The organism is Pseudomonas sp. HP_08, assembly GCF_055284095.1.
Genome location: NZ_JBTOQC010000001.1, coordinates 448,656 through 472,199, shown reverse-complemented (window position 1 = coordinate 472,199; position 23,544 = coordinate 448,656). Strand labels below are relative to the sequence as shown.

The 23,544-nt window shown below is 58.0% G+C and carries 34 protein-coding genes; 31 read left to right on the top strand and 3 right to left on the bottom strand.

The genetic code is table 11. The features are described from left to right. The first annotated feature begins 49 nt into the window (after positions 1 to 49). Positions 50 to 622 (top strand): sce7726 family protein, encoded by a 573-nt coding sequence (locus ACYAS9_RS02285; protein WP_463566689.1) that lies wholly within the window; start codon positions 50 to 52, stop codon positions 620 to 622. Here ACYAS9_RS02285 and ACYAS9_RS02280 read toward each other — a convergent pair. Then, positions 619 to 1,752: a beta family protein gene (locus ACYAS9_RS02280; protein ID WP_463566688.1), complete on the bottom strand. Its 1,134-nt coding sequence runs from the start codon at positions 1,750 to 1,752 to the stop codon at positions 619 to 621. The two genes, ACYAS9_RS02285 and ACYAS9_RS02280, sit on opposite strands and share 4 nt — an antisense overlap. Positions 1,753 to 1,848: 96 nt before the next feature. Further along, on the bottom strand, positions 1,849 to 2,730 hold the full coding sequence (locus ACYAS9_RS02275; RefSeq protein ID WP_463566687.1) for a S24 family peptidase: 882 nt from the start codon (positions 2,728 to 2,730) through the stop codon (positions 1,849 to 1,851). A gap of 104 nt (positions 2,731 to 2,834) precedes the next feature. On the opposite strand from ACYAS9_RS02275, the gene ACYAS9_RS02270 reads away from it, so the two are divergent. From ACYAS9_RS02270 to ACYAS9_RS02135, 28 genes are all read left to right on the top strand, one after another. Continuing rightward, positions 2,835 to 3,029 (top strand): Cro/CI family transcriptional regulator, encoded by a 195-nt coding sequence (locus ACYAS9_RS02270; protein WP_463566686.1) that lies wholly within the window; start codon positions 2,835 to 2,837, stop codon positions 3,027 to 3,029. A 177-nt stretch (positions 3,030 to 3,206) separates the two neighbouring features. Then, positions 3,207 to 4,013 carry a DnaT-like ssDNA-binding domain-containing protein gene (locus ACYAS9_RS02265; protein ID WP_463566837.1) on the top strand — a complete coding sequence of 269 codons (807 nt, stop codon included), beginning with the start codon at positions 3,207 to 3,209 and terminating at the stop codon, positions 4,011 to 4,013. Then, entirely contained in the window at positions 4,013 to 4,663 is a 651-nt protein-coding gene (locus ACYAS9_RS02260; protein WP_463566836.1) for a replication protein P, read from the top strand. Before ACYAS9_RS02265 ends, ACYAS9_RS02260 begins: the two co-directional genes overlap by 1 nt. Next, the gene (locus ACYAS9_RS02255) at positions 4,660 to 4,869 is read left to right on the top strand and encodes a hypothetical protein (protein WP_463566685.1); all 210 of its coding nucleotides are present in this window, start codon (positions 4,660 to 4,662) and stop codon (positions 4,867 to 4,869) included. The genes ACYAS9_RS02260 and ACYAS9_RS02255 overlap by 4 nt, the downstream gene beginning before the upstream one ends. 37 nt (positions 4,870 to 4,906) lie before the next feature. After that, positions 4,907 to 6,199: a tyrosine-type recombinase/integrase gene (locus tag ACYAS9_RS02250; RefSeq protein ID WP_463566684.1), complete on the top strand. Its 1,293-nt coding sequence runs from the start codon at positions 4,907 to 4,909 to the stop codon at positions 6,197 to 6,199. Then, complete coding sequence (locus ACYAS9_RS02245) at positions 6,196 to 6,513, top strand: hypothetical protein (RefSeq protein WP_463566835.1); 318 nt, start codon at positions 6,196 to 6,198, stop codon at positions 6,511 to 6,513. Before ACYAS9_RS02250 ends, ACYAS9_RS02245 begins: the two co-directional genes overlap by 4 nt. Before the next feature lie 3 nt (positions 6,514 to 6,516). After that, positions 6,517 to 6,900 carry an antiterminator Q family protein gene (locus ACYAS9_RS02240; RefSeq protein WP_463566683.1) on the top strand — a complete coding sequence of 128 codons (384 nt, stop codon included), beginning with the start codon at positions 6,517 to 6,519 and terminating at the stop codon, positions 6,898 to 6,900. Between the two features lie 235 nt (positions 6,901 to 7,135). Next, positions 7,136 to 7,456: a phage holin, lambda family gene (locus ACYAS9_RS02235; protein WP_463566682.1), complete on the top strand. Its 321-nt coding sequence runs from the start codon at positions 7,136 to 7,138 to the stop codon at positions 7,454 to 7,456. A gap of 50 nt (positions 7,457 to 7,506) precedes the next feature. Next, complete coding sequence (locus ACYAS9_RS02230) at positions 7,507 to 7,692, top strand: hypothetical protein (protein WP_463566681.1); 186 nt, start codon at positions 7,507 to 7,509, stop codon at positions 7,690 to 7,692. Then, entirely contained in the window at positions 7,689 to 7,871 is a 183-nt protein-coding gene (locus tag ACYAS9_RS02225) for a hypothetical protein (RefSeq protein ID WP_463566680.1), read from the top strand. The genes ACYAS9_RS02230 and ACYAS9_RS02225 overlap by 4 nt, the downstream gene beginning before the upstream one ends. Continuing rightward, entirely contained in the window at positions 7,871 to 8,203 is a 333-nt protein-coding gene (locus ACYAS9_RS02220) for an HNH endonuclease (protein ID WP_463566679.1), read from the top strand. The genes ACYAS9_RS02225 and ACYAS9_RS02220 overlap by 1 nt, the downstream gene beginning before the upstream one ends. Before the next feature lie 196 nt (positions 8,204 to 8,399). Further along, positions 8,400 to 8,900: a terminase small subunit gene (locus ACYAS9_RS02215; protein WP_463566678.1), complete on the top strand. Its 501-nt coding sequence runs from the start codon at positions 8,400 to 8,402 to the stop codon at positions 8,898 to 8,900. Next, positions 8,897 to 10,567: a terminase large subunit gene (locus tag ACYAS9_RS02210; RefSeq protein ID WP_463566677.1), complete on the top strand. Its 1,671-nt coding sequence runs from the start codon at positions 8,897 to 8,899 to the stop codon at positions 10,565 to 10,567. Before ACYAS9_RS02215 ends, ACYAS9_RS02210 begins: the two co-directional genes overlap by 4 nt. Next, positions 10,567 to 11,790 (top strand): phage portal protein, encoded by a 1,224-nt coding sequence (locus tag ACYAS9_RS02205; protein WP_463566676.1) that lies wholly within the window; start codon positions 10,567 to 10,569, stop codon positions 11,788 to 11,790. The genes ACYAS9_RS02210 and ACYAS9_RS02205 overlap by 1 nt, the downstream gene beginning before the upstream one ends. Continuing rightward, the gene (locus tag ACYAS9_RS02200; protein ID WP_463566675.1) at positions 11,768 to 12,424 is read left to right on the top strand and encodes an HK97 family phage prohead protease; all 657 of its coding nucleotides are present in this window, start codon (positions 11,768 to 11,770) and stop codon (positions 12,422 to 12,424) included. The genes ACYAS9_RS02205 and ACYAS9_RS02200 overlap by 23 nt, the downstream gene beginning before the upstream one ends. A gap of 9 nt (positions 12,425 to 12,433) precedes the next feature. Further along, positions 12,434 to 13,636, top strand: a complete 1,203-nt coding sequence (locus ACYAS9_RS02195) for a phage major capsid protein (protein WP_463566674.1) — start codon at positions 12,434 to 12,436, stop codon at positions 13,634 to 13,636. A gap of 41 nt (positions 13,637 to 13,677) precedes the next feature. Continuing rightward, on the top strand, positions 13,678 to 14,094 hold the full coding sequence (locus tag ACYAS9_RS02190; RefSeq protein ID WP_463566673.1) for a HeH/LEM domain-containing protein: 417 nt from the start codon (positions 13,678 to 13,680) through the stop codon (positions 14,092 to 14,094). Continuing rightward, positions 14,087 to 14,404, top strand: a complete 318-nt coding sequence (locus ACYAS9_RS02185) for a head-tail connector protein (RefSeq protein ID WP_463566672.1) — start codon at positions 14,087 to 14,089, stop codon at positions 14,402 to 14,404. The genes ACYAS9_RS02190 and ACYAS9_RS02185 overlap by 8 nt, the downstream gene beginning before the upstream one ends. After that, on the top strand, positions 14,401 to 14,742 hold the full coding sequence (locus ACYAS9_RS02180; protein ID WP_463566671.1) for a phage head closure protein: 342 nt from the start codon (positions 14,401 to 14,403) through the stop codon (positions 14,740 to 14,742). The genes ACYAS9_RS02185 and ACYAS9_RS02180 overlap by 4 nt, the downstream gene beginning before the upstream one ends. Next, positions 14,735 to 15,211 (top strand): HK97-gp10 family putative phage morphogenesis protein, encoded by a 477-nt coding sequence (locus ACYAS9_RS02175; RefSeq protein ID WP_463566670.1) that lies wholly within the window; start codon positions 14,735 to 14,737, stop codon positions 15,209 to 15,211. The genes ACYAS9_RS02180 and ACYAS9_RS02175 overlap by 8 nt, the downstream gene beginning before the upstream one ends. After that, complete coding sequence (locus tag ACYAS9_RS02170; RefSeq protein WP_463566669.1) at positions 15,211 to 15,579, top strand: DUF3168 domain-containing protein; 369 nt, start codon at positions 15,211 to 15,213, stop codon at positions 15,577 to 15,579. Before ACYAS9_RS02175 ends, ACYAS9_RS02170 begins: the two co-directional genes overlap by 1 nt. A 53-nt stretch (positions 15,580 to 15,632) precedes the next feature. Next, complete coding sequence (locus ACYAS9_RS02165) at positions 15,633 to 16,151, top strand: phage tail tube protein (RefSeq protein ID WP_463566668.1); 519 nt, start codon at positions 15,633 to 15,635, stop codon at positions 16,149 to 16,151. Positions 16,152 to 16,160: 9 nt separating this feature from the next. After that, a complete protein-coding gene (locus tag ACYAS9_RS02160; protein WP_463566667.1) occupies positions 16,161 to 16,547 on the top strand; it encodes a phage tail assembly chaperone family protein, TAC in 387 nt (128 codons plus the stop codon). Positions 16,548 to 16,579: 32 nt separating this feature from the next. Then, entirely contained in the window at positions 16,580 to 16,786 is a 207-nt protein-coding gene (locus tag ACYAS9_RS02155; RefSeq protein WP_463566666.1) for a phage tail assembly protein T, read from the top strand. Between the two features lie 71 nt (positions 16,787 to 16,857). Then, the gene (locus ACYAS9_RS02150; RefSeq protein ID WP_463566665.1) at positions 16,858 to 20,262 is read left to right on the top strand and encodes a phage tail tape measure protein; all 3,405 of its coding nucleotides are present in this window, start codon (positions 16,858 to 16,860) and stop codon (positions 20,260 to 20,262) included. Continuing rightward, positions 20,262 to 20,600 carry a phage tail protein gene (locus ACYAS9_RS02145; RefSeq protein WP_463566664.1) on the top strand — a complete coding sequence of 113 codons (339 nt, stop codon included), beginning with the start codon at positions 20,262 to 20,264 and terminating at the stop codon, positions 20,598 to 20,600. The genes ACYAS9_RS02150 and ACYAS9_RS02145 overlap by 1 nt, the downstream gene beginning before the upstream one ends. After that, a complete protein-coding gene (locus tag ACYAS9_RS02140) occupies positions 20,600 to 21,298 on the top strand; it encodes a phage minor tail protein L (protein WP_463566663.1) in 699 nt (232 codons plus the stop codon). Before ACYAS9_RS02145 ends, ACYAS9_RS02140 begins: the two co-directional genes overlap by 1 nt. Positions 21,299 to 21,328: 30 nt before the next feature. Continuing rightward, a complete protein-coding gene (locus ACYAS9_RS02135; RefSeq protein ID WP_463566662.1) occupies positions 21,329 to 21,595 on the top strand; it encodes a hypothetical protein in 267 nt (88 codons plus the stop codon). On the opposite strand, the gene ACYAS9_RS02130 is transcribed toward ACYAS9_RS02135, so the two are convergent. Then, positions 21,561 to 22,031 carry a hypothetical protein gene (locus tag ACYAS9_RS02130; protein WP_463566661.1) on the bottom strand — a complete coding sequence of 157 codons (471 nt, stop codon included), beginning with the start codon at positions 22,029 to 22,031 and terminating at the stop codon, positions 21,561 to 21,563. The genes ACYAS9_RS02135 and ACYAS9_RS02130 overlap by 35 nt on opposite strands. A gap of 113 nt (positions 22,032 to 22,144) precedes the next feature. Here ACYAS9_RS02130 and ACYAS9_RS02125 point away from each other — a divergent pair, with 113 nt between their 5' ends. Next, complete coding sequence (locus ACYAS9_RS02125) at positions 22,145 to 22,915, top strand: C40 family peptidase (protein ID WP_463566660.1); 771 nt, start codon at positions 22,145 to 22,147, stop codon at positions 22,913 to 22,915. Beyond that, entirely contained in the window at positions 22,908 to 23,534 is a 627-nt protein-coding gene (locus tag ACYAS9_RS02120) for a tail assembly protein (protein ID WP_463566659.1), read from the top strand. Before ACYAS9_RS02125 ends, ACYAS9_RS02120 begins: the two co-directional genes overlap by 8 nt. Positions 23,535 to 23,544: the final 10 nt, after the last annotated feature.

The window sequence follows — 23,544 nt, the reverse complement described above, 5'->3', positions numbered from 1 at the left end:
TAAGGTCATACAGGCCTATAATTTCGCCGTTTTTTTACAAGGACTCGCTGTGCTGACGCCATTGCAAATCAGAGGAACGCTTAGGGAGTGGGTGGGCAAACACCTCTCTCACGACCCATCTGACATCATGATAGATGAGTTCGGGTTTGTGAATAGCCGTCTGGATAGCGTGATCGATCTTTCTTTTCGGGCAGATTTGGCACTTGCCAATGGGCGGCTTGTTGGCTTTGAAATAAAATCAGGCTCCGACTCCTTGAAGCGGTGGCCGGCGCAGCACGAAGGGTATTCTAGAGTTTTTGATGAGACCTGGTTGTGTACTCATGGTCGACATTTGGAAAAAGCTCTTGAGATTACTCCCAAAAATGTAGGCATCTTGCTGGTTGACGATCTTAGTGGCGTCGCCATGCTTCGTGCAGCCAAATCTAACAACTCTACCAATGGCTACGATGTAAGTGGTTTGTTGTGGCGAGAAGAGCTAGATGTCTTGTGTGCCATGCATGGAATTGAATCGAAAAAGCGTGAGACCAAGGCGTCAGTTAGAGCCAAGGTCTCAAGCCATATAGCTGTAGATCAGATTAAAGGGTATGTACTGGCATGCTTAAAGGCACGGCAGACCACCTAGATTAAATCAAAATCTGCATCATATTCGTCGTCTGGCTGCGGGGTCATTATTATATCAAGAATGCCGCCGTCGATATCTTCTGCCATTGCGCATATGTGTTGATTTATACGTATTTTGTTCCAGAACGCCATATTTCCAGGCTTATCTCGCTTACCTAGCGCAATAGCCTCTATCGCGCGCGTGCCCCAGCAGAATTCATCGCCGTGATACCCTTCAAGACCTCTAAATATCTCAGCAATTTCTCTGTATTTTTCGTTTTCCCCGCCGGCGCCCCTTCGCTCCTGGTGCCAAGCGCATGCAATATAATATCCAGCAAAAGGTATTGGCTGCGCCATCTTGGCTGGATCATAGTCGTCAAGTATGTCGCGCATTGGATTAGTTGCCGCGTAATCTCCGTAGATGCACTCGACACCAGCTTGCTTAAGTTTTGCATGAAGGATGGCCTGCCAAACCGGATCGTAGTTGGTTACCAATGCATTGGATCCTTTGTCCGGACGATCATCTGGCCACGAAGTACTGAGTGTTGTGATCTTGGAAATCGAATATTCTTCTTGAAGCTGTAGCGCCTTTTGAATAGAGCTGCCCTCTTGTAATGAAGGCATCTGACTGATGCTCCATGAATCAATTATGAGACTAGTTCTAGCCAGTTCGTCGTCGCTAATTGCATTAAGTAGCGCTCTTGCGGTAGAAATATTTCGCTCTAAAACCTCACCCGAGCCTTCAATCCTAATTGCGACGCTTTCAAAGTGGTTGTATAGCTTAATTCCAAATTGAACTGTGTTTCGCTGCCGATCTCCTGATCTGAAACCTATCACAGGTAAAGTTCTATCATTGATTTTTTGAAGTTGAAGAAAGGCATTTAGCTTGTTGGAAAAATTATCATCCGGGTTATTCAGGCTTTCACTGAGAGGGCTAGGCAAGTCTTGAGGGAATCGGGAAGAGTCGATCCAAAAGCTACTTCCTGACCAATGATCAGCAAACTCTGAAATAAGTTTGAGGCTACTGCCTTTAGCTGAGATTATCGGCCTGATCAATTTCCTCCTGTTGCTTTCCACCTCCTTGAGGGCGAGTAAATCGTACTGACCGCTCCTCAAGCACGGGCTATAAACTGCATTTGTAGATTTTTCCATGTCGCTCTCCTTGTCATACTACTTGTGTGCAAATTCCTTTCTTCCAGAGTCTGTCCATTCTCATGGGCTTAATCTTCAACAATGCTTTATCTATGTCTATGCTTTCCGCGCATTCCAGATAAGAAGCACCTTAGCGTGAATGGTCACGTCCTCGATTCGTGCCTCAATGTCTTTGTGCTTCTCGTTGTCGGAGATCAGCCAGAACCTTTCCGTATCCAGCACCTGTAGGCGCTTGATATACAGCAAGTCGTGCCAGGTGATGACGTAAATGCCGTCCCCGATGAACTCATTGACCCCCCGATCCACGATGACCGGATCCTTGTCATTGATTGTCCCTTCCATCGACTGACCCCATCCAGTAACCATTGCGAGGGCGTGCTTTGAGCTATACGAGACGCCTTTCTCGCGCAATATATCCTCATGAATGATCAAGTTGCGGATCACTTCGTTGTAGTCACTTGGGACTTGGCCATGGCCCATCGAGGCGCGAATATCGTATTGGCGGATGACGATCTCGTCCGATCTGGCTTTCAGTGCTGACGAATCAGTCCCGATGACCTTGCCATGGGCCTCGCCAGCTGCAGCTAGCGCTGCCTCCGCAATCCTCTCCTGAGCCTCAACGGCAAGATTATTACCGCCGTGTTTGCGGATCATCTCCATCACCTTATCGGCTGCTCCAGATCCCTTTTCAGGGACAACTGCAGCAGGAGCAACAGTTAAGGAGCGGATCTCGTCCGCTAGTCGAGGACTGAATGCTGAAACCGGCTCATTGAGCAAGCGCGCAAGCACGGTTGCAAATTTAGCATTCAGCGGGTTGATCCCCTTGAAATACAAATTCACTCCTGGCGGCGTGATCCCCAGCTCATCGGCAATTTTTTTTTGGCTGAGCTTCAGCTCGTTTTTCTTGGACAGAAACAGCTGATGCGCTGCTGCGCACTCGGCCTGAAGGTCGGGGGGCAAGATTCGTTTTTTGGTCATCGGGCGAATGTATACCAATGGTTAAAAATTAGAAGAAACCATCGGTATTGATTAAAAATTAACAGATGGTTAATATTGGTCTTGCCTGCAATCGAGGTCAAACCATGAAAGAAACCCCCCTAGACAAGTTCGTTGCTGAAAAAGGGCAATCCGAAGCCGCAAGACTTCTTCGTGTGACAGCTCCAGCAATTTACAAAGCCTTAATGGCTAAAAGAGATATCCAGGTGCTTGAGCTGCCCGACGGCAGCTTTCAGGCAAAGGAACAGCGCCCGTTCCCATCCCAGAAATCCGCCGCCTAGCCATTCGGCAGCCGGAAACTGAATTATCTGCCCTTTAGCTGTGTGCCAACAGGGTATTGATTTGGCTGTTTTTTTAACCAGTAGGAGGCCATCTGTGATGTCCACCAGCACTGACGCGTCAGTTTTTTATGTGTCGTCAGATATGACGCGAGAGAGTATGCAGTGAGCGTACAAGCAATGACCTGGGCGCTTGGGCTTTCACGAGACGAGCTATCCAATCCATCTGCACGGCACGTTCTTCTGTGCTTGGCCAACTATGCCGGCGCTGACGGACGGGGTGCTTTCCCGTCTGCCATAACCCTATCTGATGACACTGGCCTCTCTGAACGAACTGTACGCCAGAAGCTGGAAGAATTACGTGACTCTGGCTTCATCGTCGAAGGTAATCAAGCTATCGCCGCTGCATACATTGACCGCCGTGATCGGCGGCCAGTGGTGTATGACCTTAGGCTAAAACGAGGTGCATGTGCTGCACCCCGTTTAGAGCGGGGTGCGGGAACTTCACCCCGCGAACGGGGTGCAGGAAACCGCACGGGGTGCAGCTCACAGCAGAACGGGGTGCAGCTAAAGGACGAACGGGGTGCAGCAGCTGCACCCAATCCGTCATATAACCATCAATTAACCGAACAGCAGCAGCGCGAGCTCTCAGAGGTCATTGCCGAGCAAGAGCGGCAAACCCTCGAAACCAACGATGAGCGTCAGCGTTTTGCCATGTTTGCTGACTGGCAGCCAGATAGCCGTCACCTGAGTGCCCAGACGCAGATTGCCGGTATTGAACCTGAAGACATTGCTGAGCGCGTTATTCGCCAGTTCAAAGGATTTTATGCAGCAAGGCCTAACACCGTTGAAACGGTTGGCGGTTGGTGTCACAGGCTGGTTATTTGGTTCCAGCGTGAGCGCGCAAGGTCGGTCGGCACTGCCGGGCAATCTGTCGAAGTTGATTTTGACGATACCTCTTGGGCTGATCGCATGGAGGGTGTGTGATGCGTACTCCTGGAGAAATCTTGGCAACCTTGCGTAACGAGCCACCAGTACCGACCACAAATTCCCGACCTGACGACGGCACTGTGGCGGTGATCAACGCACTGTTCCGTGAGCTGATGGCCATTTTCCCTGCTTGGAAACAGGCTTGGCCGGATGACAAGGCCGTGGGGGCCGCGAAGGTGAGCTGGACCAAAGCGTTTATGGCCGAACGCATCACAAAAATTGAGCAGATTCGTCATGGCATCGAGCAGTGCCGCAAGCGGACAAATCCATTCGCGCCTAGCGTGGGTGAGTTCATCGAAATGTCCCGTCCTACTCCAGAGATGCTGGGCTTGCCGTCATTGCAACAAGCGATGCTCGAGGCTGTGAGTAATGCTCATCCAGCCATGGCGGCAACAGCTGTCTGGACGCATGAAGCGGTTTATCACGCCGCTACCGAAGTGGGCTTTCACAACCTTCGGTCGCTACAGGCCGAGTCTGTTCATAGACTTTTCGAGCGCAGTTACTCGATGGCTGTGCGCGCGATCTTGAGCGGCGAGCCGCTACGCACGATGCCTAAAGCGTTACCTGAAAAGGTCTCTGTTCGTACCGAAACAACCGGCCGTAAAGCCTTGGCGGCTCTGCGGGCGGGGCGGAGTGCTCGAGCATGATGCTGCTGCCTCCTGAACTGCTTGAGTACCGCTATGCGCTGTATCCATGCAGCCACTTGTTGGGCCTGTCCGACCAACCAGAACAACCCATAGCCTTGTACCGCACCGAAGCGATGGCTATTGCTCACGGTGGGCGCATGTGGCCTTCCACCTATGCCGTCGTTGATCTTCATGGAGAGTGCAGCCTATGCGCCAATCGAGATTGACTGGCCTCGCTCTGGCTCGCCAAGGTCAAGGTGTCGTATGAGCGCGACCCAAGCAGTAAAACTCAGTGACGCTGAAATCCGCCGGCAAGCGGCTGGATCGATGCGAAATCTGCGTGATCTGGAGAACCGGGGCCTGTATCTGCGTTTCAGCCAGGCACGCGAGCGCGCCTCCTGGTACCTGGTGGTCAACGGCCGGTGGAATCGCATCGGGGGCTATCCCGATTTGAGCACCAAGCAGGTGATAGCAGCCTTGCCGGATATTCGCTTGCGCCTTCAGGGCGGCCAGCACGCGGTGTTGTCAAGCTGGACGACAATGTCAGATCTGCTGCAATGGTTCGCTGATCGAATGGCCCGTGACCGTAGCCTGTCGGCCAAGCGCAAGGACACTGGAGCCTCGGTAATCAAGTGCCACTTGCTGCCACGTCTGGGGCATTTGTCATTAGCCGCTATCGACAAGCCTCTCCTGGACCGAGAGCTGATGTGGCCGCTGCAGGAAACGCTATCGATCGACTATGTGCGCCTGGTGTTTCAACTACTGGCTCTGGCCTTTCGGCAGGCTGCAAAGCTGGGCCTTATCTCAAAAAATCCTTTAGCTGGCATCCGCTTCAGCGACTTCTCGAAAGCCAAAGTCACGGTCAAGCCCTCACGCCTGCGCGGTACCCAGCTGGCTGATTTGATACAGCGTCTGCTGTCCGTCATGGCCAGCCATCCTCCCTCGGGTGTGCTCGCGTTGATGATGCTGTGTCATGGCAGCCGAATTGGCGAAACCCGCCAGGCGCGCTGGTCGCACATCAGCCTGGCCGAGCGTGAGTGGTTCATACCCGCCGAGCACACCAAAACCGGCGTTGAGCATCGTCTGCCCCTTACTGAACAGGTCTGCAGGCTGCTGGCTCAGTACCGCGCCTATCAGCAGGGCCATGGATACTCAGGCCAGTTTCTATTCCCGGCTCGCAACAACAAACCGCTGAGCGAGGGCAGGGCCAGCAGCATGTTTAGGACCATGGGCGAGGGCGAGTGGACTAGTCACGATCTGCGCAAGCTTGCCCGGACCGGCTGGGCAGACCTGGGCGTTGACCATCTTGTCGGTGAGCTGCTGATCAACCACGCGATGGGCCACAACGTGAAGGTGTACATCCAATCGGATGTGATGGCCCGCAAACGAGATGCTTTGGAGAAATGGCACGCCCATCTAGACGCGAAGGGTTTTAACGCAATCCACGGATTGACCGGCAATAGATCGGCAGATTCCGGTAATGCCCTGCACACCGCGTCTGACGCGGGCTGCAAGGCAATTGCGAACTCAACCATAGGCGAGGATGCGAAATGCTGAAAAAGCGCCATGGACCAGCGATGCGTGTCGAGCAAATTGAACTTGCGCAGTGCCAGGCTTGCCGAGGCAAAGCGGTTACCAAAGGGGTTTTCCACGAGCTTGCTTGCGATGCCTGCAACGCCTCTGGCTGGGTTAGAGCCGACGATGGCCAGGCCTTGGCATTGGAGGAGCTAGTCACGCAATTAAGCCTGCGCTTGCGGGCTGCACAGCTTTTGATCAACAAATTAAATAAGCCTCGGATCACTGGTCCAGAGGGGCATTACCAACACAGCAACCGTCTGGGCGCAGGCGGCACAAATTACACTGGGGACTGATTCATGATGATTCGCAAGCCGCTGCACCGCCCACTCGGCGATACCGAGTACATGCTTGAACAATGGGGGTGGTGGCGTATGGATGGGCAGGGTGTTCCAAGCTATGTGTCCCCGTCACTGGCAATCATGCGCGACATGGTGCCTAGCGCATCCAGGTCTTACGTGATCACGGATGAGCTGGCACTGACGGTAGATGGTGCGCTTGCACGGCTATGCCGCCGTGACGCTCAAATGGGCGATATGGTCTGGCTCTACTACGGGTCAAAATGGCCGGCAGTGAAGGTGGGGCGTCACTACAAGGTCAGTGAGATGAAAGCGCGGGAGCTGATCAAGGCCGGTGTCGCGTGGATCGATTGCGCGATTGAGTGCGTACGAGATGCTGCCTGAAAAAATAGTTGTCCATATGGAATAGCTTTGTTTTTATAGCACGGTGTTCAGCTGATACAGCGCGACACCACACATTAAGCCCAGCCATCGCGCTGGGCTTTTTCGTTTATGCAGATGCTCAAGCCCGACGGAGCCGTAGCTATACAGGCCGGTGCCGTACAGGCCATCTGCACCCATTCAAGCCTCGGTATTTGCCGGGGCTTTTTCGTATCAACTCCCCATGGGGAGAGCCGAGATGCCGACCATGCCCGAAAAAGATCCTGCCTTCTGGGCGCCTCTCATCATGCTGCTGCGGGAGCACGGCGGGGCAGCGGTCCTTACATTCACCATCAGCTTTCTGCGGATCTGTTGGGAAGGAAAGGAAACGAGTTGGCCGCGGCGTTTGCTTGAAGCTGCGCTCGGCGCCTCACTTGTTTTTCTGGTGGGGATTGCTGCAGAAAAATTCGGCCTAAACGGCGGCTGGTCCTACGCGATTGCCGGATTCATTGGCGTTCTAGGCGTCGACCAGGTGCGGCTCATAGCTCGCCGTTGGGCTGAGCGCAAAGTTGAAGCATGATCCACTCGGCCACTTACAGGGCCGGACTTTCCTATTTACGGAGACTCGCAATGAGCAAAGAAAAACTGGCTTTGGTTGAACAGGCAGCACCAGTTGTCGACCCCAGCGTTGCGGCGCTGGATCAGGCTTTGACGGCGGCCATTGATACAGCCAAGAACTCAGGCATGACTCAGGGCTATGTCGTCGCATTGCTGCAAGCGCATGCGCTGCGCCAAACCCAGTTGTTGCTGGCATGAGTGATCGAGTCGAGTTGCTCCTGGAGAAGATTCTGGCTGAGAAGGTGAGCCAAACCAATCTGCTCCGACAGATCAATCGCAATCAGTTGGCACTGATTGAGAGCTTGGCTGATGAGCAGGACGCTGAGACTGAGCAGCCTCTGCGCACTCTGAGCGGCAAGCCCATTGGCGGCCGCTGATGGCCAGGCTGAAAACGCTTGGTCTGCGCGTGCAGCAGACCGCTGGCCCACGCATCAAGGTGGCCAGCTCGGGCAGTTGGCGTGAAGGCAAGACCAGCACGCAGCGCGGCTATGGCTACAAGTGGCAGAAGGCGCGGGCCGCTTACCTGCTGCTTAACCCTCTGTGCGCCTACTGCGCCCGCCTTGGTCGCACCACGGGCGCCAGTGTGGTCGACCACATCGTTCCTCATCAGGGCGATCAGGAGCTGTTCTGGCGGCAATCCAACTGGCAGTCGCTGTGCAAACCCTGTCACGACTCGGTCAAGCAGGCCGAAGAGAAAGCCGGTTATTGATAATCGTTACCAAAGACTATTTGGTAAATATTTAAAATAATTGTTGTTTTTTATTGAAATGTGTGGGTTATTTCTTGATGTGAGAATAATTCTCATTTGAGAGGGGTAGGGGGGAGGTAAAACATAGGGCTCTTTTGCTCCTAGACCCCACACCATCCCACGCGCAGATTTTATTTCCCTCTCAGGATTTTTGTTAATGGCTTTAACACCCAAAAAGCGGCGATTTATTGACGCTCTGCGGGGCGGTGCGTCGAAAAAAGCCGCAGCCATTGCGGCAGGATACTCAGAGAAAACGGCCTCTGCAGCGGGATCACGGCTGGCAAAAGACCCGGATGTGTTGGCCGAGCTGAGCAAAAAAATCACGCCTCAGGATTTTAACAAGGATGTTAAAGGCGCGGCCCCGGATCCTGCCCCCGAAAGTGCCTCGCCTGGTCCCTCGCAGAGTGGCTTTAATCTGCTCGCCGCGCTTTTGCACAGTGACCCGAAAAGTTACCTGATGGCTGTCATGAATGACCCGGACACCGAGCCGAAGCTGCGAGTCGATGCCGCAAAAGCGCTGATGCCGTTCACTCACCAGCGCAAAGGTGAAGGCGGCAAGAAAGAGGACGCGAAAGACAAAGCCGAAAAAGTGGCGAATGGTCGGTTCGGAACTCGGCCGCCGCCAAACCTCAAAGCCGTACCTGGTGGTAAGCCTTGACGGCGTGCATCGACTGGGAACGGCGCATCGTTGCCCGCGAGACGTTGATACCTGGTGGCCCCCTGTATCCCGATCAGGCCGCCGAAGCCCTGGAGGTGTTCGGGTCGCTCCGAATGGTGGACGCAACGGGCAGCCCGCTGATGTGCGAGACCGTTCGGGACTGGGTGAATGAGTTTGTCGCGGCCATCTTCGGGGCCTATGACCCGGACACGGGCCGGCGGATGATTACCGAGTTCCTGCTGTTGATCAGCAAGAAGAACGGTAAATCGACTATTGCCGCCGGCATCATGGTGACCGCCATGATCCTGAACTGGAGGCCGTCCGGCGAATACCTGATTCTGGCCCCGACCAAAGAGATTGCCGACAACAGCTATCTGCCGATCCGGGACATGATCAACGCCGACGATGAGTTGAAGGCGCTGTTCAAGGTGCAGGATCACATCCGCACGGTCACGCACCGGGTGACCAGTGCGGTGTTGAAAGTGGTGGCGGCCGACAGCGACACCGTGTCGGGTAAGAAAGCCATCGGCGTATTCATCGACGAGCTGTGGGTGTTCGGCAAGCGATCCGGTGCCGAGGCCATGCTGCGCGAAGCCACTGGCGGGCTGGCCTCGCGACCTGAGGGGTTCGTGATTTATGCGACCACTCAGTCGGATGATCCGCCGGCCGGTGTGTTCAAGCAAAAACTGCAGTATGCCCGCGACGTGCGCGACGGCGTGATTGTTGACCCGTCATTCCTGCCGGTGCTGTACGAATTCCCGGCGCACATGATCGAGGCCGGCGCGCATCGTGACGCTGAAAACGCCTATGTCACCAATCCCAACCTGGGGCTGTCTGTCGACGTGGCATTCATCGAGCGCGGATTCTCCCAGGCGCAGGCCGGGGGGGAAGAGTCGTTCCGGGGCTTCCTGGCAAAGCACCTCAACGTCGAAATCGGTTTGGCGTTGCGCTCCGACCGCTGGGTCGGGGCCATGTTCTGGGAGCCGCAAGCGCGCAAGGGGCTCACCCTGGACGAAATCCTGCGCCGCTGCGAAGTCATCGACGTGGGTGTCGACGGCGGTGGTCTCGACGACTTGCTGGGCCTTGCGGTGCTGGGCCGGGATCGTGAGACGCGGGAGTGGTTGCACTGGGCGCATGCCTGGGTACACGAGTCAGTGCTGGAGCTGCGCAAATCCGAGGCCCCGCGGTTGCGGGATCTGGAGGCTGCCGGCGAGCTGACCATCGTCGCCAATGTCGGTGACGACGTCGATCAACTGGCCGAGATCGTTGCCCGGGTCAACGATGCCGATCTGCTCGATAAAGTGGGCCTGGATCCTGCCGGCATCGGCGCCGTGCTCGATGCGCTGGCCGGTGTGGGTATTCCCGAAGAAAAGATCATTGGTATCTCGCAAGGCTGGAAGCTGACAGGCGCGATCAAGACCATTGAGCGCAAGTTGGCCGGGCGTGTGCTTTGGCATTGCGGCCAAGCGCTGATGGCTTGGGCCTGTGGTAATGCCAAGGGCGTTCCGTCTGCGAATGCCTTCCTGATCACCAAGCAGGCCAGCGGCACGGCCAAGATTGACCCGCTGATGGCCACCTTCAACGCGGTGTTTCTGCTCGCGATGAATCCTCAAATCGAAAGCTCGCTTTCGGCCCACCTCGCGAAACACGGAATTCGGAAACTCTGATGAAGCTACTCAAAAATATTGGCCGATTGTTCGGGGCCAAGGGAAGCGCGCAGGTCATCGATACATCCGAGAAGCTGGACAAGGTGCTGGGCCAAGGCTACGACACCCACGCAGGGCAACAGGTCACGACCACCAGCGCGCTGCAGCAACTGGTGGTGTTCAACTGCGTACGGGTGCTGGCCGAATCGATTGGCATGCTGCCTTGCCGATTGCTTAAACAGACCGGAAACCAGCGTGTGCCGGCGACCGGTCACCGGCTGTATCCGCTGCTGACTATGGCGCCCAACAGCTATATGACCTCCCAGGAATTCTGGGAAATGCTGGTCGCGTGCCTGTGCCTGCGTGGCAACTTCTATGCCTACAAGGTCAAGGCGCTGGGCAATGTCGTGGAGCTGCTGCCGATCAACCCGGACCGGGTGCAGCCCAAGCTCAAGGACGACTGGACAGTCGAATACGCGGTGACCTTTTCCGATGGTCAACGCACGCTCACCCAGGACGAAATCTGGCATGTACGCCTGTTCACCCTGGACGGTCTCAACGGCCTGAATCCCATCGCCTATGCCCGTCAGGCGCTCGGCTTGGGCCAGGCCATGGCCATTCATGCGGCCAAGCTGTTCACCAACGGTGCGGTGACCAGCGGGGTGTTACGCACCGAGCAAACGCTGACCGATGACGCATTCGACCGCCTGAAATCCGAGTTTCAAGGCGAGCACATGGGCACGGCCAATGCCTACAAACCCATGATTCTGGAAATGGGCCTGGACTGGAAACCGATCAGTCTAAATGCCAAGGACACCGAGTTCATCGAGTCCAAACGCCTGACGCAGGACGAAATCTGCGGGCTGTTCCGTGTGCCGCCTCACTTGGTGGCCAACATGGAAAAAATGACGCTCAACAACGTCGAGCAACTGGGCATGAGTTTCGTGAATTTCAGCCTGGTGCCGTACCTGACGCGCATCGAGCACCGCATTCAGGTCGGTCTGCTCAACGATAAAGACCGGCTCAACCATTACGCCAAATTCAATGCCGGCGCGCTGATGCGCGGTGATCTGAACGGGCGTTACACCTCATACGGCAAGGGCATCCAGTGGGGGATTCTGAGCCCGAACGATTGCCGCGAACTGGAAGACCTCAACCCCCGTGAGGGCGGCGATATCTACCTGACACCAATGAACATGACCACCAAACCAGAGGCTGCCGATGCAGACAAAAAAGCGTCTTGACCTTGCGCTGACCATCAAATCGGTCAGCGACAGCGGCGAGTTTGAAGGGTACGGCTCGGTGTTCGGCGTCGAAGACAGTTACGGCGACGTTGTTGTGCGCGGCGCGTTCGAGGCCTCACTGGCCCGCTGGAAAGAAAAGAGCCGGCTGCCGGCGATGCTGTGGCAGCACAACATGAGCGAGCCCATTGGCGTTTACACCGAAATGCGCGAGGACGACACCGGCCTGTATGTGAAGGGCCGACTTTTGATCGTCGACGACCCGCTGGCCAAGCGTGCGCATGCGCACATGAAGGCCGGCAGTCTGAGCGGCATGTCTATCGGCTACATGCTTGATGACTACGAGTACGACAAGGAAAAAGGCGTCTGGATCCTCAAGGCCATCGACCTGTGGGAAGTCTCCCTGGTGACGTTCCCGGCCAACGATGAGGCCCGTATCACCGATGTGAAAACCCTGCTGGCCCGGGGCGAAACGCCGCCGCCCAGCAAGGTGGAGCGAGCCCTGCGCGAGGTAGGGTTTTCCGGCTCACAGGCCAAGGCCTTCATGGCCAAAGGCTACAGCGCAGTTTCACCGCGAGAGGCGGGTGCAGACAGCGCTTTCAAATCTCTGAAATCCCTTTTAGACCGTATTCAGTAAGGAGCCTCCATGGCTGTTGATAAGAAAGATATCGAAGAAGTTGCCGAGGCTTTGGGCAAGCAGTTCGACGAGTTCAAGGAAAAGAACAACAAGCGTATCGAAGGCCTGGAAGCCGAGAAGGGCAAGCTGTCCGGCCAGGTCGACACGCTCAACGAAAAGCTGGGCGAGCTGGACGAGCTGAAATCGGCGCTTGAAAAAGAACTGGCCGGCCTGAAACGCCCAAACGGCACCGGCACCAAGGCTGCGACCGAGCATAAAACGGCCTTCATGCAGTTTGTTCGCAAGGGCATCGACACCGGCCTGGGCGATCTGCAGGCCAAAGCGCTGCAGGTGGGTAACGAAGCTGACGGCGGGTATGCCGTGCCTGAGGAACTGGATCGCAGCGTGCTGGAGCTGCTGCGCGACAGTTCGCCCATGCGTGAAGTGTGCAACCAGATGACCGTCGGTACGCCTGAGTACCAGCGCCTGGTCAACCTGGGCGGCACGGGCTCTGGCTGGGTGGGTGAACTGGATGAACGCCCTGAAACCGGCACGCCGAAACTGGCGAACATCAAAGCCTTCATGGGAGAGCTGTACGCCAACCCGAAAGCCTCGCAAACGAGCCTGGATGACATCTTTTTTGATGCCGAGGCCTGGATTAATGGCGAAGTCGCCATGGAGTTCTCCGAGCGTGAAGGCAGCGCCTTTACCAGTGGCAACGGCGTCGGCAAACCCAAGGGCTTGCTGGCCTATGAAATGACCCTGGAGCACGACAAGGTCCGGGCATTCGGCAAGCTGCAAAAGCTGCTCAGCGGCGTCGCCGGCAAAATCACCGCTGATAACCTCATTGATGTGGTGCACGCGCTCAAGGCGGGCTATCGCAAGAATGCCCGTTGGATGATGGGTAACCTGACCGTTGCTTATATCCGCAAGCTCAAGGACGAGGACGGCAACTACCTGTGGCGTCCAGGCCTGGAGGCCGGGCAGGGTTCGAGCATTCTGGGTTATGGCATCGTCGAAAACGAAGACATGCCGGATGTGGCCGCTGATGCCAACGCCATCGCGTTTGGCGATTACAAGCGCACCTACACCATCGTCGACCGCCTCGGTACCCGCATCCTGCGCGATCCGTACACCAGCAAGCCGCATGTGAGCTTCTACACCACCAAGCGCGTCGGCGGCATGCTCGTCGACTCCCAGGCGACCAAGATCCTGACCCTGAGCGCGGCCTGATCGAGCGGGCGCCTTCGGGCGCCCTTTGCATGGAGGTTCTTATGCAAAAGATTTTGGTAACCACACCGTTCAAATTTGCAGTAAACGGCAACGAGGTCGTCGAAATTCCGGTCGGTGAGCAAGAGGTTACGGCGCGCTGCGCCCTGGTGGCGGTTGAGCACCTGGACGTGGCCACCTACCTTGAGGTGCTGTCGGCCGCTGGCCTGCGTCTGGACGGTCCCACCATTGCCGAATGGATCGATGCGGGCTACCCGGCCGCGAACTACCCGCCAGAGGGCTATGAGCCGAAAAGTTCTCAGGACGAAATCGACCTGGCCATCAAGGCGGCCGAGGCAGAAACCGACCCGCTCAAGATGACCGTGGCCAAGCTCAAGGAATGGTTAGCGGCCAAGGGGATCGAGTTCCCGGCCTCGGCCAACAAAGAGGCCCTGCAAGCCCTGGTGCCGAGCAATGATTGATCTGGCCCGCGTGAAGCTGCATTTGCGGGTCGATCATGACGATGAAGACACCTTGATCCAAGGCTACATGGACGCGGCATTCAGCACCTTCGAGCTGGAAACCAACCGCACGCTGGTGGCGGCCGGCGAGCCGCTGCCGGATCCGGTCGGCAATGCCCTGGTGATCACCAAGGCCATCGAGCAGGGTGCGCTGATGCTGATCGGGCACTGGTACGCAAACCGCGAATCCACGCCGGCCGCCGGCAGCGTGACTGAGCTGCCCATGGCCACCAGCGCGCTCTGGAAGCCGCACCGCTGGGCGCATGTGTGAGGGCCGGTCAACTGCGGCACCTGATCGAAATCCAGCACATGACTAAATCCCGAGACCCTGACACCGGCGAGTTTGGCGAGCCGGCTTGGGTGCCCTTCGCGCAGAAGGTCTGGGCGCGGGTTTCGCCGTTGTCGAGCCGCGAAATGATCGCCGCTCATGGTGCCCAGTCCGAGGTCACCGCACGTATTGTCATTCGTTACCGTACCGGCGTGCTGCCGACCATGCGCATCGTGTACCGCAACGAGATTTACAGCATTGAAGGCCCGCCGCTTGAGGATGCCGAGTCGGGCCGCGACTACCTGACCATTCTGGTCTCCAAGGGGGTTAAAAATGGCTGATGGCATCACCAGTCGTCTGCGGGGCATGGGGCGTGCTCTGGACCGGATGCAGACCTTGGCGCCGAAGCTGCGGCGCAAAGGGCTGCGCAAGGCCGCCCGGCAGGCCATGAGTATCGTGCGTGATGATGCAAAGGCCCGCGCCCGGCTGCTCGATGACCCGGCCACGGCGGAAAAGGTCTTTAAAAACATCGTGACGCAAGAATCGGCCCGGCGCGGCCTGCGCGAAGGTGGCGTAGTCATGCGTGTGGGTGTGCGCGGCGGGGCCAGTTCCAACCAGCACAGCAAGGATGCCAGCGGCAACCCGGGTGGCGACACCCGGCACTGGCGCTACATCGAGTTTGGCACCCAAAACACCCACGGCGCGCCGTTCATGCGGCCTGCTTTTTCAACCAACGTCGTTACCGTAACGGAGCGCTTTATCAAGGTGTTCACTCAGGAAATTGACGCAGCACTGCGGGAGTCGTCGTGATGGATGCGCCGATATTCGCCGCTTGCTCAGCAAGCCCTGCCGTCGCCGCGCTGCTGGGCAGTGGCGTCAACTGTCGGCTGTACTCGTACGGCGAAGCGCCGGACGGTGTGGCCAAGCCCTATGTGGTCTGGAGGCAGATTACGGGGGCGCCCGAGAATGTCCTGCATGGCCGGCCCAAAAGCGATGGTTTCACCCTGCAGGTCGACGTGTACGCCGGCACGGGCGCCACGGCGCGGGTTGTGGCCGAGGCATTACGCGATGCCATCGAGCTGCGAGCCAACATCGTGCGATGGGGAGGCACTGACCGTGACCCTGTCACGCGCGATTTTCACCGCAGTTTTGACGTGGACTGGATAGTCCGCCGTTGAACTCACCAGCCCGCCAAGCGCGGGCTTTCTTTTGCCCGAAATTCGGAGAAAACATGTCTGTTTTAGCCCAAGGCACTCAGATTTACATGCTGGTGAAAGCGACCGCCAATGCGGCGAAGCGCAGTGTCGTAGAAATCGACGATGTCACCACGTTCAACCCTGGCGGTTCCCCGGCTGAACAGGTCGACACCACCACCCTGAAAACCCGGGGCGAAAAAACCTCGAAAAAAGGCCTGCGCACGCCGGGCTCGGCGTCGGCAACGGTGCTGGCCGACTCGGCCAATCGCAGTCACCAGATCCTGTACGAGCTGTACGAGGACGATACCAACATCCAGACCAAGTTCGTCATCGGTTGGCCGGACGGGCCTGTCGATGAAGATGGGGAGTCGACGGCGCCGCCGACCGCCAATGAGGACGGCACTGATTTTGTCCTGCCCACCTCGCGCACCTGGTTCAAGTTTGCCGGCTATGTCGCGGACTTCCCGTTTGAACACGCGGCGAATGCCAACATCACCACGGCGCTGAGCATCCAGCGTTCTGGCAAAGGCCAGTGGATCTACAAAACCACCTAAGGGGTCAGCATGAATCTGCAGCAACTCAAAGACAGCGGCGGCGTCATCACCGTGCCGCTGGTAAAGAAGAAAATCGAATGGAAGCGCCCCGGTGCTACTCCAGACAAACCCGAAGTCGTCAAATTCGACGTCTGGATCCGCCGGCATACCTTCGATGTCATGGCCACCATGCACGCCGGCAACGACACCGATGCATCCGGGAATGCTCGCTACCTGGCGGCCAGTGTCATGCTGGGCAAGGACGGCACCGAGGCATTGCCGGTGGAAGATGCCAAGAACCTGCACCCCGGTTTGGGTGTGGCTTTGCTCGATGCGGTCAACTCGGTGAATAACCCGCCGGCAAAGAAATTACCCCGGCGGAAGAGTTCTGGCACGAACTCGTCCTCAACGGCATAGGCGGTCGCACGATTGCCGAAGCCAAAGCCACATTGACCTATGCCGAGGTTCTCGACTGGATCACCTATCGGGAGAAGCATGGGTGTTTGAACCCGATGGGCCGCAATGAGTGGTCTTTAGCCATGATCGCGTTTCAGGTCAATCGTGGCGCCGGGGGTAAAGCCGAACTGGCTGACTTTATGCCGTCCAGACCTCGGCCTGCGTTGACCTTGGAGCAAGCGAAAAGCGCCTGGGTGTAATGCCCGATCGCCTGACGTGAAATGAACAGAAAGCCTGCTTTGGCGGGTTTTTTTTCGCCTGGGAGAAACGTATGGCGAGCAGGTCTCTTGGCACGCTGACGCTGGATCTGATTGCACGGATCGGCGGGTTTCAGCAGAGCATGGATCAGGCTGCGCGGGTCACACAGCGCAGCATGACGCAGGTTGAACGGCAGGTGCAGAGCACGTCGCAGAATGTCGTTTCATCGTTGAAGGGTATCGCCGCCGGGGTAACGGCATACCTGAGCATTGAAAAAGCGGTCGATCTGTCACAGACCTGGATCGGTGTTCAGAACCGGGTCAAACAGGTCTCCGCGACCTACGCAGAATTTGAAACGCAGTCAAAATCGGTATTCCAGATTGCGCAGAATTCGCAGTCCGGGCTCGATGCGACTGCCGAGCTGTATCAACGCATTGCCTCCAACTCGGGGCAACTGGGCGCGACTCAGGAGAAGGTCGCGCAGGTCACGCAGAACATCAGTAAATCCATGTCGGCCAGCGGCGTATCCGCCGAGGCAGCACAGGGCGCTCTGGTGCAGCTCGGGCAGGCCTTCGCCTCGGGTGTGTTGCGCGGCCAGGAACTGAACTCTGTGCTTGAGCAGGCCCCGGGCCTTGCCACGGCGATTGCGGACGGCATGGGCATTGCCAAAGAGTCGCTGCGGGCCATGGGGGCCGAGGGAAAATTGACCTCGAAAGAGGTATTCAACGCCATTCTCAGCCAGACCCAGGCGATTGACGACGCCTTTGCCCGTTCGCAAACCACCCTGTCGGGTGGCTGGACGGTCATCGAAAACAGTGCCAGCAAGATTTTTGGTTCTCTGGATGAAACCCTGAATCTGACGAAAAACACCGTTCAGGCCATGCTCGATCTGGGCACGGCCATGGACTCGCTCGACATCCGGGCGATGATCGACATCTTGGAGGTCGGGCTGTATGTGGCCCTTGCCCGGGTTGCTGCCGGGTTCATCAATTCGGCAGCGGCCAAGTACCTGGACATCAAAGCCACCCAGGAGCAGACCTACCAGAACTCCCTGGCGGCGACGAGCGAAGTGCGCCGTGCGGAAATGGTCAAGATTGGTACGCTGGCTGATGTGGAGGCCGCCCGAGCGGCTGTCACGGCGTCTTTAGCGCGCAGCACGGCGGCTGCCCAGTTCCAGGCTGCCGAAGTGGCGCGCTTGAGGGTGCGGCAGGAGTCGATTGCGGCTGAACTGATCCAGGAGGAGCAGTGGGCACGACGACAGATCAGTGAGACGGCCTTGCAACAGTCCATGGCCCGCACCAACGCGTTACGCCTTGAGCAGATTGCGCTGGCAGAAAAGCTGATTATCGAAGAAGCGAAGCTGGCCAGCGTCACCGTGGCCGGCCAGGCCGAAGCTAACGCGCTGATTGCTCAACGAACCTTGCTGACTGAGGCGCTGGCTGTGGCCACTACTACTGCCACTGGGGCGCAGATCGCATCTACTGCGGCGATGGGGTCATGGTTTGCGGCCAGTACCGCGCTGGGCGCAGGGCTGCAGACCCTCAAAACGGCAGGCGCTTGGATCCTGCGCATGGCCGCCGGCTGGCCAGGCATCATTCTGACCTTGGGTGTGCTGGCCTATTCGTTCATCGACTTTGGGAGCAAGGCCGAAACGGGCGCGAATACGGCGGCGTCGGCTTTTGAGGATGCGTCGACACGGATCCGCAAAGCGTCCCGCGCAATGCTGCCCGAGGACATCAGCACCCAGAGCTATGAGCAACTGCAGACGCGGCTGAAATCGCTACAGGCGGACCTCAAAACGGCGCAGGAACTGCAGGAGCGTTTCCAGAAAGGTGTCGACAGTAAATCGGACGTGCCGATGGACACGCCGCTGGCCGATACCAAGGAAAATATCGAGTCGCTCAAGCTGTCGATCACCAGCGTACAAAAGGAGCTGGCCAGCGTACGTCTGGCATCGAGCAAGGACGGTGACACCTATCTCAAGAACCTTGAGAAACAGGCTGTCGTGGCAGGGAAACTGACCGAAGTTGAAAAGCTGCGCGCACAGATCGCCGCCGGCTCGCTCAAATTCACGCCGGACGATGAAAAGAAGGCACTGGCAGCCGCTGCAGCCATCGACAAGGCCAATACGGCCATCAAGGCGTCGAAGGCCTCGGCCAAGGACGAAAAAGCGCTCAGCAAGCGTTTTGAGGAGATGGAAGAGGGGTATCAGCGGCAGATCGAACTGATCAACACCACGACCGACAAGCGCAAGAACGCCACCGAGGTCGAGAAACTGGCCTTTGAGGTGTCCAGCGGCAAGCTGGAGGGGGTCAACGCCCAGCAGCAAAAACGTCTGAAAGGGCTGGCTGCCGAGCTGGACAGCTTGAAGGCGATCAAGCAGGCCGAGGAAGACGCCAAGAAGCTGGCCGCGTTCAGGTCCAGCCTCAACGAGGACTATCAGACCGTCAAATTCGGTTACGAGCAGGAACTGGCCGGCGCCGGCATGGGCGACAAGTACCGCGAGCGTTTGCAAGAGCGCCTGCAGATCGAGCAGGACTTTAATCGGCAGCAGCGTGAGCTGGTGTTGCAGCGCAACAGCGGCGATATCAGCCAAGACCTGTTCGACAAGGAAACCAAGCTGCTCAGTGATGCGCTGGCTCAGCGGCAGGATCTGCAAGGCCGCTATTACAAGGCGGTCGACGCGGCGCAGGCCGACTGGGGCGCCGGTATCAGCAACGCCTGGCAGAACTATGCCGACAAAGCCAAGGACGTCGCCGGCCAGATGGAGAGCGCCTTTACCAGTCTGTTCGATGGGCTGACCAACGCGGCGGTCGAGTGGGCCTTTGGCGCGGACGTGACCTTTGGTGACGTGGCGGTCAGCTTCGCCAAGATGCTGGCTCAGATGGCCCTGCAGGCAGCAGCCAGCAGCGTGTATTCCAGCGTGTTCGGCAGTTTCCTGAGCGCCGGGGCCAGCGGTCTTGCCGGCGGTGTGTCGGCGGGCACCACGGCCAGTTCAGGCATGGATTACAGCCTGGGCTCGTCCTCTGCCGGTATGACATACACCCCGCCGCAATTCTCGGACGGTGGTTTTACCGGCTACGGCGGCAAGTACGACGAGGCGGGTGTGGTGCATGGAGGTGAGTTTGTCCTGCGCCGCGAAGTCGTGGGCCAGCCCGGCATGCGCGATTACCTGGAGCGCTTGAACGCCACCGGCAAGGGTTACGCCAATGGCGGCTATGTCGGCCAGTCTGCGGCCGCTGCGGCAGCGACCACCGAAGCCCAAACGGCCGGTGTAGGTGTGGGGGCCTCTGGCGGGGTCAAAGTCGAGATCACCATCAACGGCAACGGAAACACGCAAGTCAGCAGCGACAACAGCGGACTGCAGGCCTTTGGGGAGGAAATCGGTCGCTTCGTTGAAACGAAGTACAAGCAGCTTGAGGCGCGGTCTCTGGCCCCGCAAGGCAACATCCGCAAGGCAATTATGGGGAGGGGGTAATGGCGGAAACGTTTACATGGGATCCGCTGATCGAGCCGACCGGCACCGGGACATTCCGGGTCCGGTCGGCCCAGTTCGGCAACGGTTACAAGCAGGTGGCCGGCGACGGCATCAACAACGAGGTCCAGAGCTGGCCGCTGAGCTTTCGCGAGAGCGACGACGAAGTGCAGCCGATCCTGGCCTTTCTGCGTGCGCACAAGGGCTTTATCCCGTTCAAGTGGACGCCGCCGCTGGGCGAAGAGGCGTTGTTTACCTGTGGGTCCTGGACCCTCACCCCGCTGGGTGGCGAGCTTTACACGCTTGCCTGCACCTTTGATCAATATTTCGGGGTTGCCTGATGGCCGAGATTATTTATGCGGACGTTCAGCGGCTCACGCCGGGCCAGTATGTCGAGCTGTTCGAGCTGGACCTGACGGGCATCGGCGGCGACCGCTACCTGTTCCACGGTTACACGCAGATCGGCCCGATCACCTGGCAAGGCGAGGCCTATTCGCCCTGGCCCATTCAGGTGACGGGCATGGGCATGACCGGCGAGGGGCAGCAGAACAACCCAGCGCTAACGGTGGGCAACGTCACCGGGTTCATCACGGCGTTGTGCATGACGTATCAGGACCTGGTCGACGCGAAGGTGATCCGCCGGCGCACTTTGGGCCGCTACCTGGACGCGGTGAACTTCCCGGGCGGCAACGCCGAGGCTGACCCGGCCGAGCACTTCACGAACGATGTGTACACCATCGATCAGAAGGACTCGGCCAATCCGTCGCTGGTGTCGTTCGTTCTCAAGTCGCCGTTGATCGCGGTCGACCGGCAGTTGCCGGGACGCCAAGTGATTGCGAACTGCTGTCAGTGGCTGGTGATCGGCGGTTACCGGGGCGCGTACTGCGGATACACCGGATCGGCCTATTTCACTGACAAGAATGTTCCCACCGACGACCCGGGCAAGGATTCGTGCTCGGGCACGTTGACGGCTTGCAAGCTGCGCAACGGCGAACACAACCCACTGCGTTACGGCTCGTTCCCGACTGCAGGTTATTAATCAATGAGCGGCGTGGCCGCAGGAGCACGTATGAACAACAAACCAGCAATACAGTCGCCTGTTGCCCGTCCTTTTTTGTCCGGAAGTGATGGCCGACTCTATATTAGCGAAGCTTTGATACGGGCCTTGACCCTTACTAAGGCCAAGATTATTGACCCAGCTCATCTATCCCTGCTTGAAACGCGGATCAACCCGGGTGCCGAAGGTGTGTCGATAACGCCCGGTGATCACGCCTTCAAAACGATCACGTCTGCGCGAGTCACTAGCCCAAGTAAAGGCGATAAATATCTTTCTTGAAGTCCATCAGGAGCACGCCACACTCAATTGTGAGCATCCCGATGACTAGATGCTCTGTGGCGGTGCTGTTACGCAATGGGGCAGAAAATATATCCGTTTCAATCTGCACGGCTGCCTCTGGAAAGTACAGATGGCATCTGTGTTGTGTGCTTTCAATTGAGGCTGTACCGCCATGGGTCGTTGACGTTCCAATCTGCAGGCACTGAGCCGCCGTAATGGCTTCTACTGTTCCGTAGTTGCAATCGGCACCCGTATCCAGCAAGGCATAAACCGTGGTGTAGCCTATCGGTGCAAATGACTGCGGATGGTTAGGCTCGTACCTCAACACCACCTGGACAACAGGTCGCCCCGGGCGACGATCTCGCACGACTCCCTGATCATCCATGAATTTGATGGTGACGTACTTCAAGTGTTGTGGCAGTGCGTACTCAGTCAAAAGAACTCCCATATGGTCATTGCGCCGGCAACAGACCGAGGCGCTTCGTTGCGCCAGAAAGCTACTACAGCTTCGGTCACTCGCTTACTGTTTTTATCCGCTCAAGGTGCCTAATGAAGCTTTCCAAAGACACGGTGTCAGCGATCTACGCTGACGCACGCGCCCGGCTGCCCCATGAATCCTGCGGGTTCATCGTGCGCAGCGGACGGGCGAACCGCTACGTGCCGGCGCCGAACACCGCGCCGGATCCGGCGAACGATTTTCGCATCGGACCCGAGGCCTGGGCCGATGCCGAGGATGTGGGCCAGATTGTGGCCATCGTTCACAGTCACCCTGGGCAGTCGGCCCGCCTGAGCCAGGCTGATCGGGTTTCCATGGAAGCGACGGCCTTGCCCTGGCTGATTGTCGAGGTGCGCCAAGGCGAGCCGGTGGGTCACCTGGTGCATGTGCCGACCGGCTATCAAGCGCCGTTGGTGGGTCGGCCGTTTCATCACGGCGTGCTCGACTGCTACACCCTGGTGCGCGACTACTACCGCCGCGAGCTGGGCATTGAGCTGCCCGACTACGAGCGCGAGGACGGCTGGTGGGACAAGGGGCAAGACCTCTATGCCCGCCAGTTCGCCGGGGCTGGATTCTCGCCGGTGGATCCTGCCGATCTGCGCCAAGGCGATGTGATCCTGATGCAGGTTCGCTCGCCCGTGGTGAACCATGCCGGCGTGTACCTGGCTGACGGCAAGTTGACTACCGAGCCGGACCACCACCCCGTGCCCGGGGCGATCCTGCACCACCTGTACGGCCGTGAAGCCAAGCGCGATCTGTTCGGCGCGTTCTGGCGTGAGTCGGCGCAGTTCTACCTTCGTCACAAGGATTCGCCGCATGGCTGACCGGCTGCGCACCGTGCGCCTTTACGGAAAGCTCGGCACCCGTTTCGGGCGTGTGCACCGACTGGCCGTCAACTCGGCGGCCGAGGCGGTACGCGCCCTGGGCGTGTTGCATGAAGGATTCAACCAGTTTCTGGCCGACTCCAAGGCGCAGGGGCTGGCCTTCACGGTGTTTTATGGCCGTCGCAACCTCGGCCAGTCCGAGCTGTGCGACCCGCCCAGCCACAACGACATACGCATTGCGCCTGTGGTGCAGGGCAGCAAGAAAAGTGGCGGCCTGCAGACCGTGCTGGGCATTGCCCTGATCGTGGTGGCCAGCTACTTCACCGGCGGTCTTGCTGCAGGCGGTGCGGGGCTGTTTGGCGGCGCCGCTGCCGGTAGCGGCTGGGTCATTGCCGGCAGCATCGGTATTTCCCTTGCCCTGGGTGGCGTGGCGCAAATGGTCGCCGGCACCCAGACCGGCATCGACAGTTCCGAATCTGCCGACAACAAGCCCAGCTACAACTTTTCCGGCATCAAAAACACTGTCACCCAGGGCGTCTGCATGCCGCTGGGTTACGGGGAAATGATCACAGGCTCTGCACAGCTCTCTCTGGGCATCTACGCCGAAGACCAGCAATAACGAGGCATTC

What these genes read in the sequence shown, in the direction of transcription:
- ACYAS9_RS02275 (WP_463566687.1), bottom strand. Translation starts at nt 2,730, where the DNA reads ATGACCAAAAAACGAATCTTGCCCCCCGACCTTCAGGCCGAGTGCGCA.
- ACYAS9_RS02260 (WP_463566836.1), top strand. Translation starts at nt 4,013, where the DNA reads ATGCGTACTCCTGGAGAAATCTTGGCAACCTTGCGTAACGAGCCACCA.
- ACYAS9_RS02185 (WP_463566672.1), top strand. Translation starts at nt 14,087, where the DNA reads ATGATTGATCTGGCCCGCGTGAAGCTGCATTTGCGGGTCGATCATGAC.
- ACYAS9_RS02165 (WP_463566668.1), top strand. Translation starts at nt 15,633, where the DNA reads ATGTCTGTTTTAGCCCAAGGCACTCAGATTTACATGCTGGTGAAAGCG.
- ACYAS9_RS02120 (WP_463566659.1), top strand. Translation starts at nt 22,908, where the DNA reads ATGGCTGACCGGCTGCGCACCGTGCGCCTTTACGGAAAGCTCGGCACC.
- ACYAS9_RS02230 (WP_463566681.1), top strand. Translation starts at nt 7,507, where the DNA reads ATGAGCAAAGAAAAACTGGCTTTGGTTGAACAGGCAGCACCAGTTGTC.
- ACYAS9_RS02140 (WP_463566663.1), top strand. Translation starts at nt 20,600, where the DNA reads ATGGCCGAGATTATTTATGCGGACGTTCAGCGGCTCACGCCGGGCCAG.
- ACYAS9_RS02200 (WP_463566675.1), top strand. Translation starts at nt 11,768, where the DNA reads ATGCAGACAAAAAAGCGTCTTGACCTTGCGCTGACCATCAAATCGGTC.
- ACYAS9_RS02175 (WP_463566670.1), top strand. Translation starts at nt 14,735, where the DNA reads ATGGCTGATGGCATCACCAGTCGTCTGCGGGGCATGGGGCGTGCTCTG.
- ACYAS9_RS02255 (WP_463566685.1), top strand. Translation starts at nt 4,660, where the DNA reads ATGATGCTGCTGCCTCCTGAACTGCTTGAGTACCGCTATGCGCTGTAT.
- ACYAS9_RS02195 (WP_463566674.1), top strand. Translation starts at nt 12,434, where the DNA reads ATGGCTGTTGATAAGAAAGATATCGAAGAAGTTGCCGAGGCTTTGGGC.
- ACYAS9_RS02270 (WP_463566686.1), top strand. Translation starts at nt 2,835, where the DNA reads ATGAAAGAAACCCCCCTAGACAAGTTCGTTGCTGAAAAAGGGCAATCC.
- ACYAS9_RS02160 (WP_463566667.1), top strand. Translation starts at nt 16,161, where the DNA reads ATGAATCTGCAGCAACTCAAAGACAGCGGCGGCGTCATCACCGTGCCG.
- ACYAS9_RS02170 (WP_463566669.1), top strand. Translation starts at nt 15,211, where the DNA reads ATGGATGCGCCGATATTCGCCGCTTGCTCAGCAAGCCCTGCCGTCGCC.
- ACYAS9_RS02215 (WP_463566678.1), top strand. Translation starts at nt 8,400, where the DNA reads ATGGCTTTAACACCCAAAAAGCGGCGATTTATTGACGCTCTGCGGGGC.
- ACYAS9_RS02145 (WP_463566664.1), top strand. Translation starts at nt 20,262, where the DNA reads ATGGCGGAAACGTTTACATGGGATCCGCTGATCGAGCCGACCGGCACC.
- ACYAS9_RS02225 (WP_463566680.1), top strand. Translation starts at nt 7,689, where the DNA reads ATGAGTGATCGAGTCGAGTTGCTCCTGGAGAAGATTCTGGCTGAGAAG.
- ACYAS9_RS02250 (WP_463566684.1), top strand. Translation starts at nt 4,907, where the DNA reads ATGAGCGCGACCCAAGCAGTAAAACTCAGTGACGCTGAAATCCGCCGG.
- ACYAS9_RS02190 (WP_463566673.1), top strand. Translation starts at nt 13,678, where the DNA reads ATGCAAAAGATTTTGGTAACCACACCGTTCAAATTTGCAGTAAACGGC.
- ACYAS9_RS02240 (WP_463566683.1), top strand. Translation starts at nt 6,517, where the DNA reads ATGATGATTCGCAAGCCGCTGCACCGCCCACTCGGCGATACCGAGTAC.
- ACYAS9_RS02150 (WP_463566665.1), top strand. Translation starts at nt 16,858, where the DNA reads ATGGCGAGCAGGTCTCTTGGCACGCTGACGCTGGATCTGATTGCACGG.
- ACYAS9_RS02135 (WP_463566662.1), top strand. Translation starts at nt 21,329, where the DNA reads ATGAACAACAAACCAGCAATACAGTCGCCTGTTGCCCGTCCTTTTTTG.
- ACYAS9_RS02220 (WP_463566679.1), top strand. Translation starts at nt 7,871, where the DNA reads ATGGCCAGGCTGAAAACGCTTGGTCTGCGCGTGCAGCAGACCGCTGGC.
- ACYAS9_RS02280 (WP_463566688.1), bottom strand. Translation starts at nt 1,752, where the DNA reads ATGGAAAAATCTACAAATGCAGTTTATAGCCCGTGCTTGAGGAGCGGT.
- ACYAS9_RS02125 (WP_463566660.1), top strand. Translation starts at nt 22,145, where the DNA reads ATGAAGCTTTCCAAAGACACGGTGTCAGCGATCTACGCTGACGCACGC.
- ACYAS9_RS02265 (WP_463566837.1), top strand. Translation starts at nt 3,207, where the DNA reads ATGACCTGGGCGCTTGGGCTTTCACGAGACGAGCTATCCAATCCATCT.
- ACYAS9_RS02235 (WP_463566682.1), top strand. Translation starts at nt 7,136, where the DNA reads ATGCCGACCATGCCCGAAAAAGATCCTGCCTTCTGGGCGCCTCTCATC.
- ACYAS9_RS02205 (WP_463566676.1), top strand. Translation starts at nt 10,567, where the DNA reads ATGAAGCTACTCAAAAATATTGGCCGATTGTTCGGGGCCAAGGGAAGC.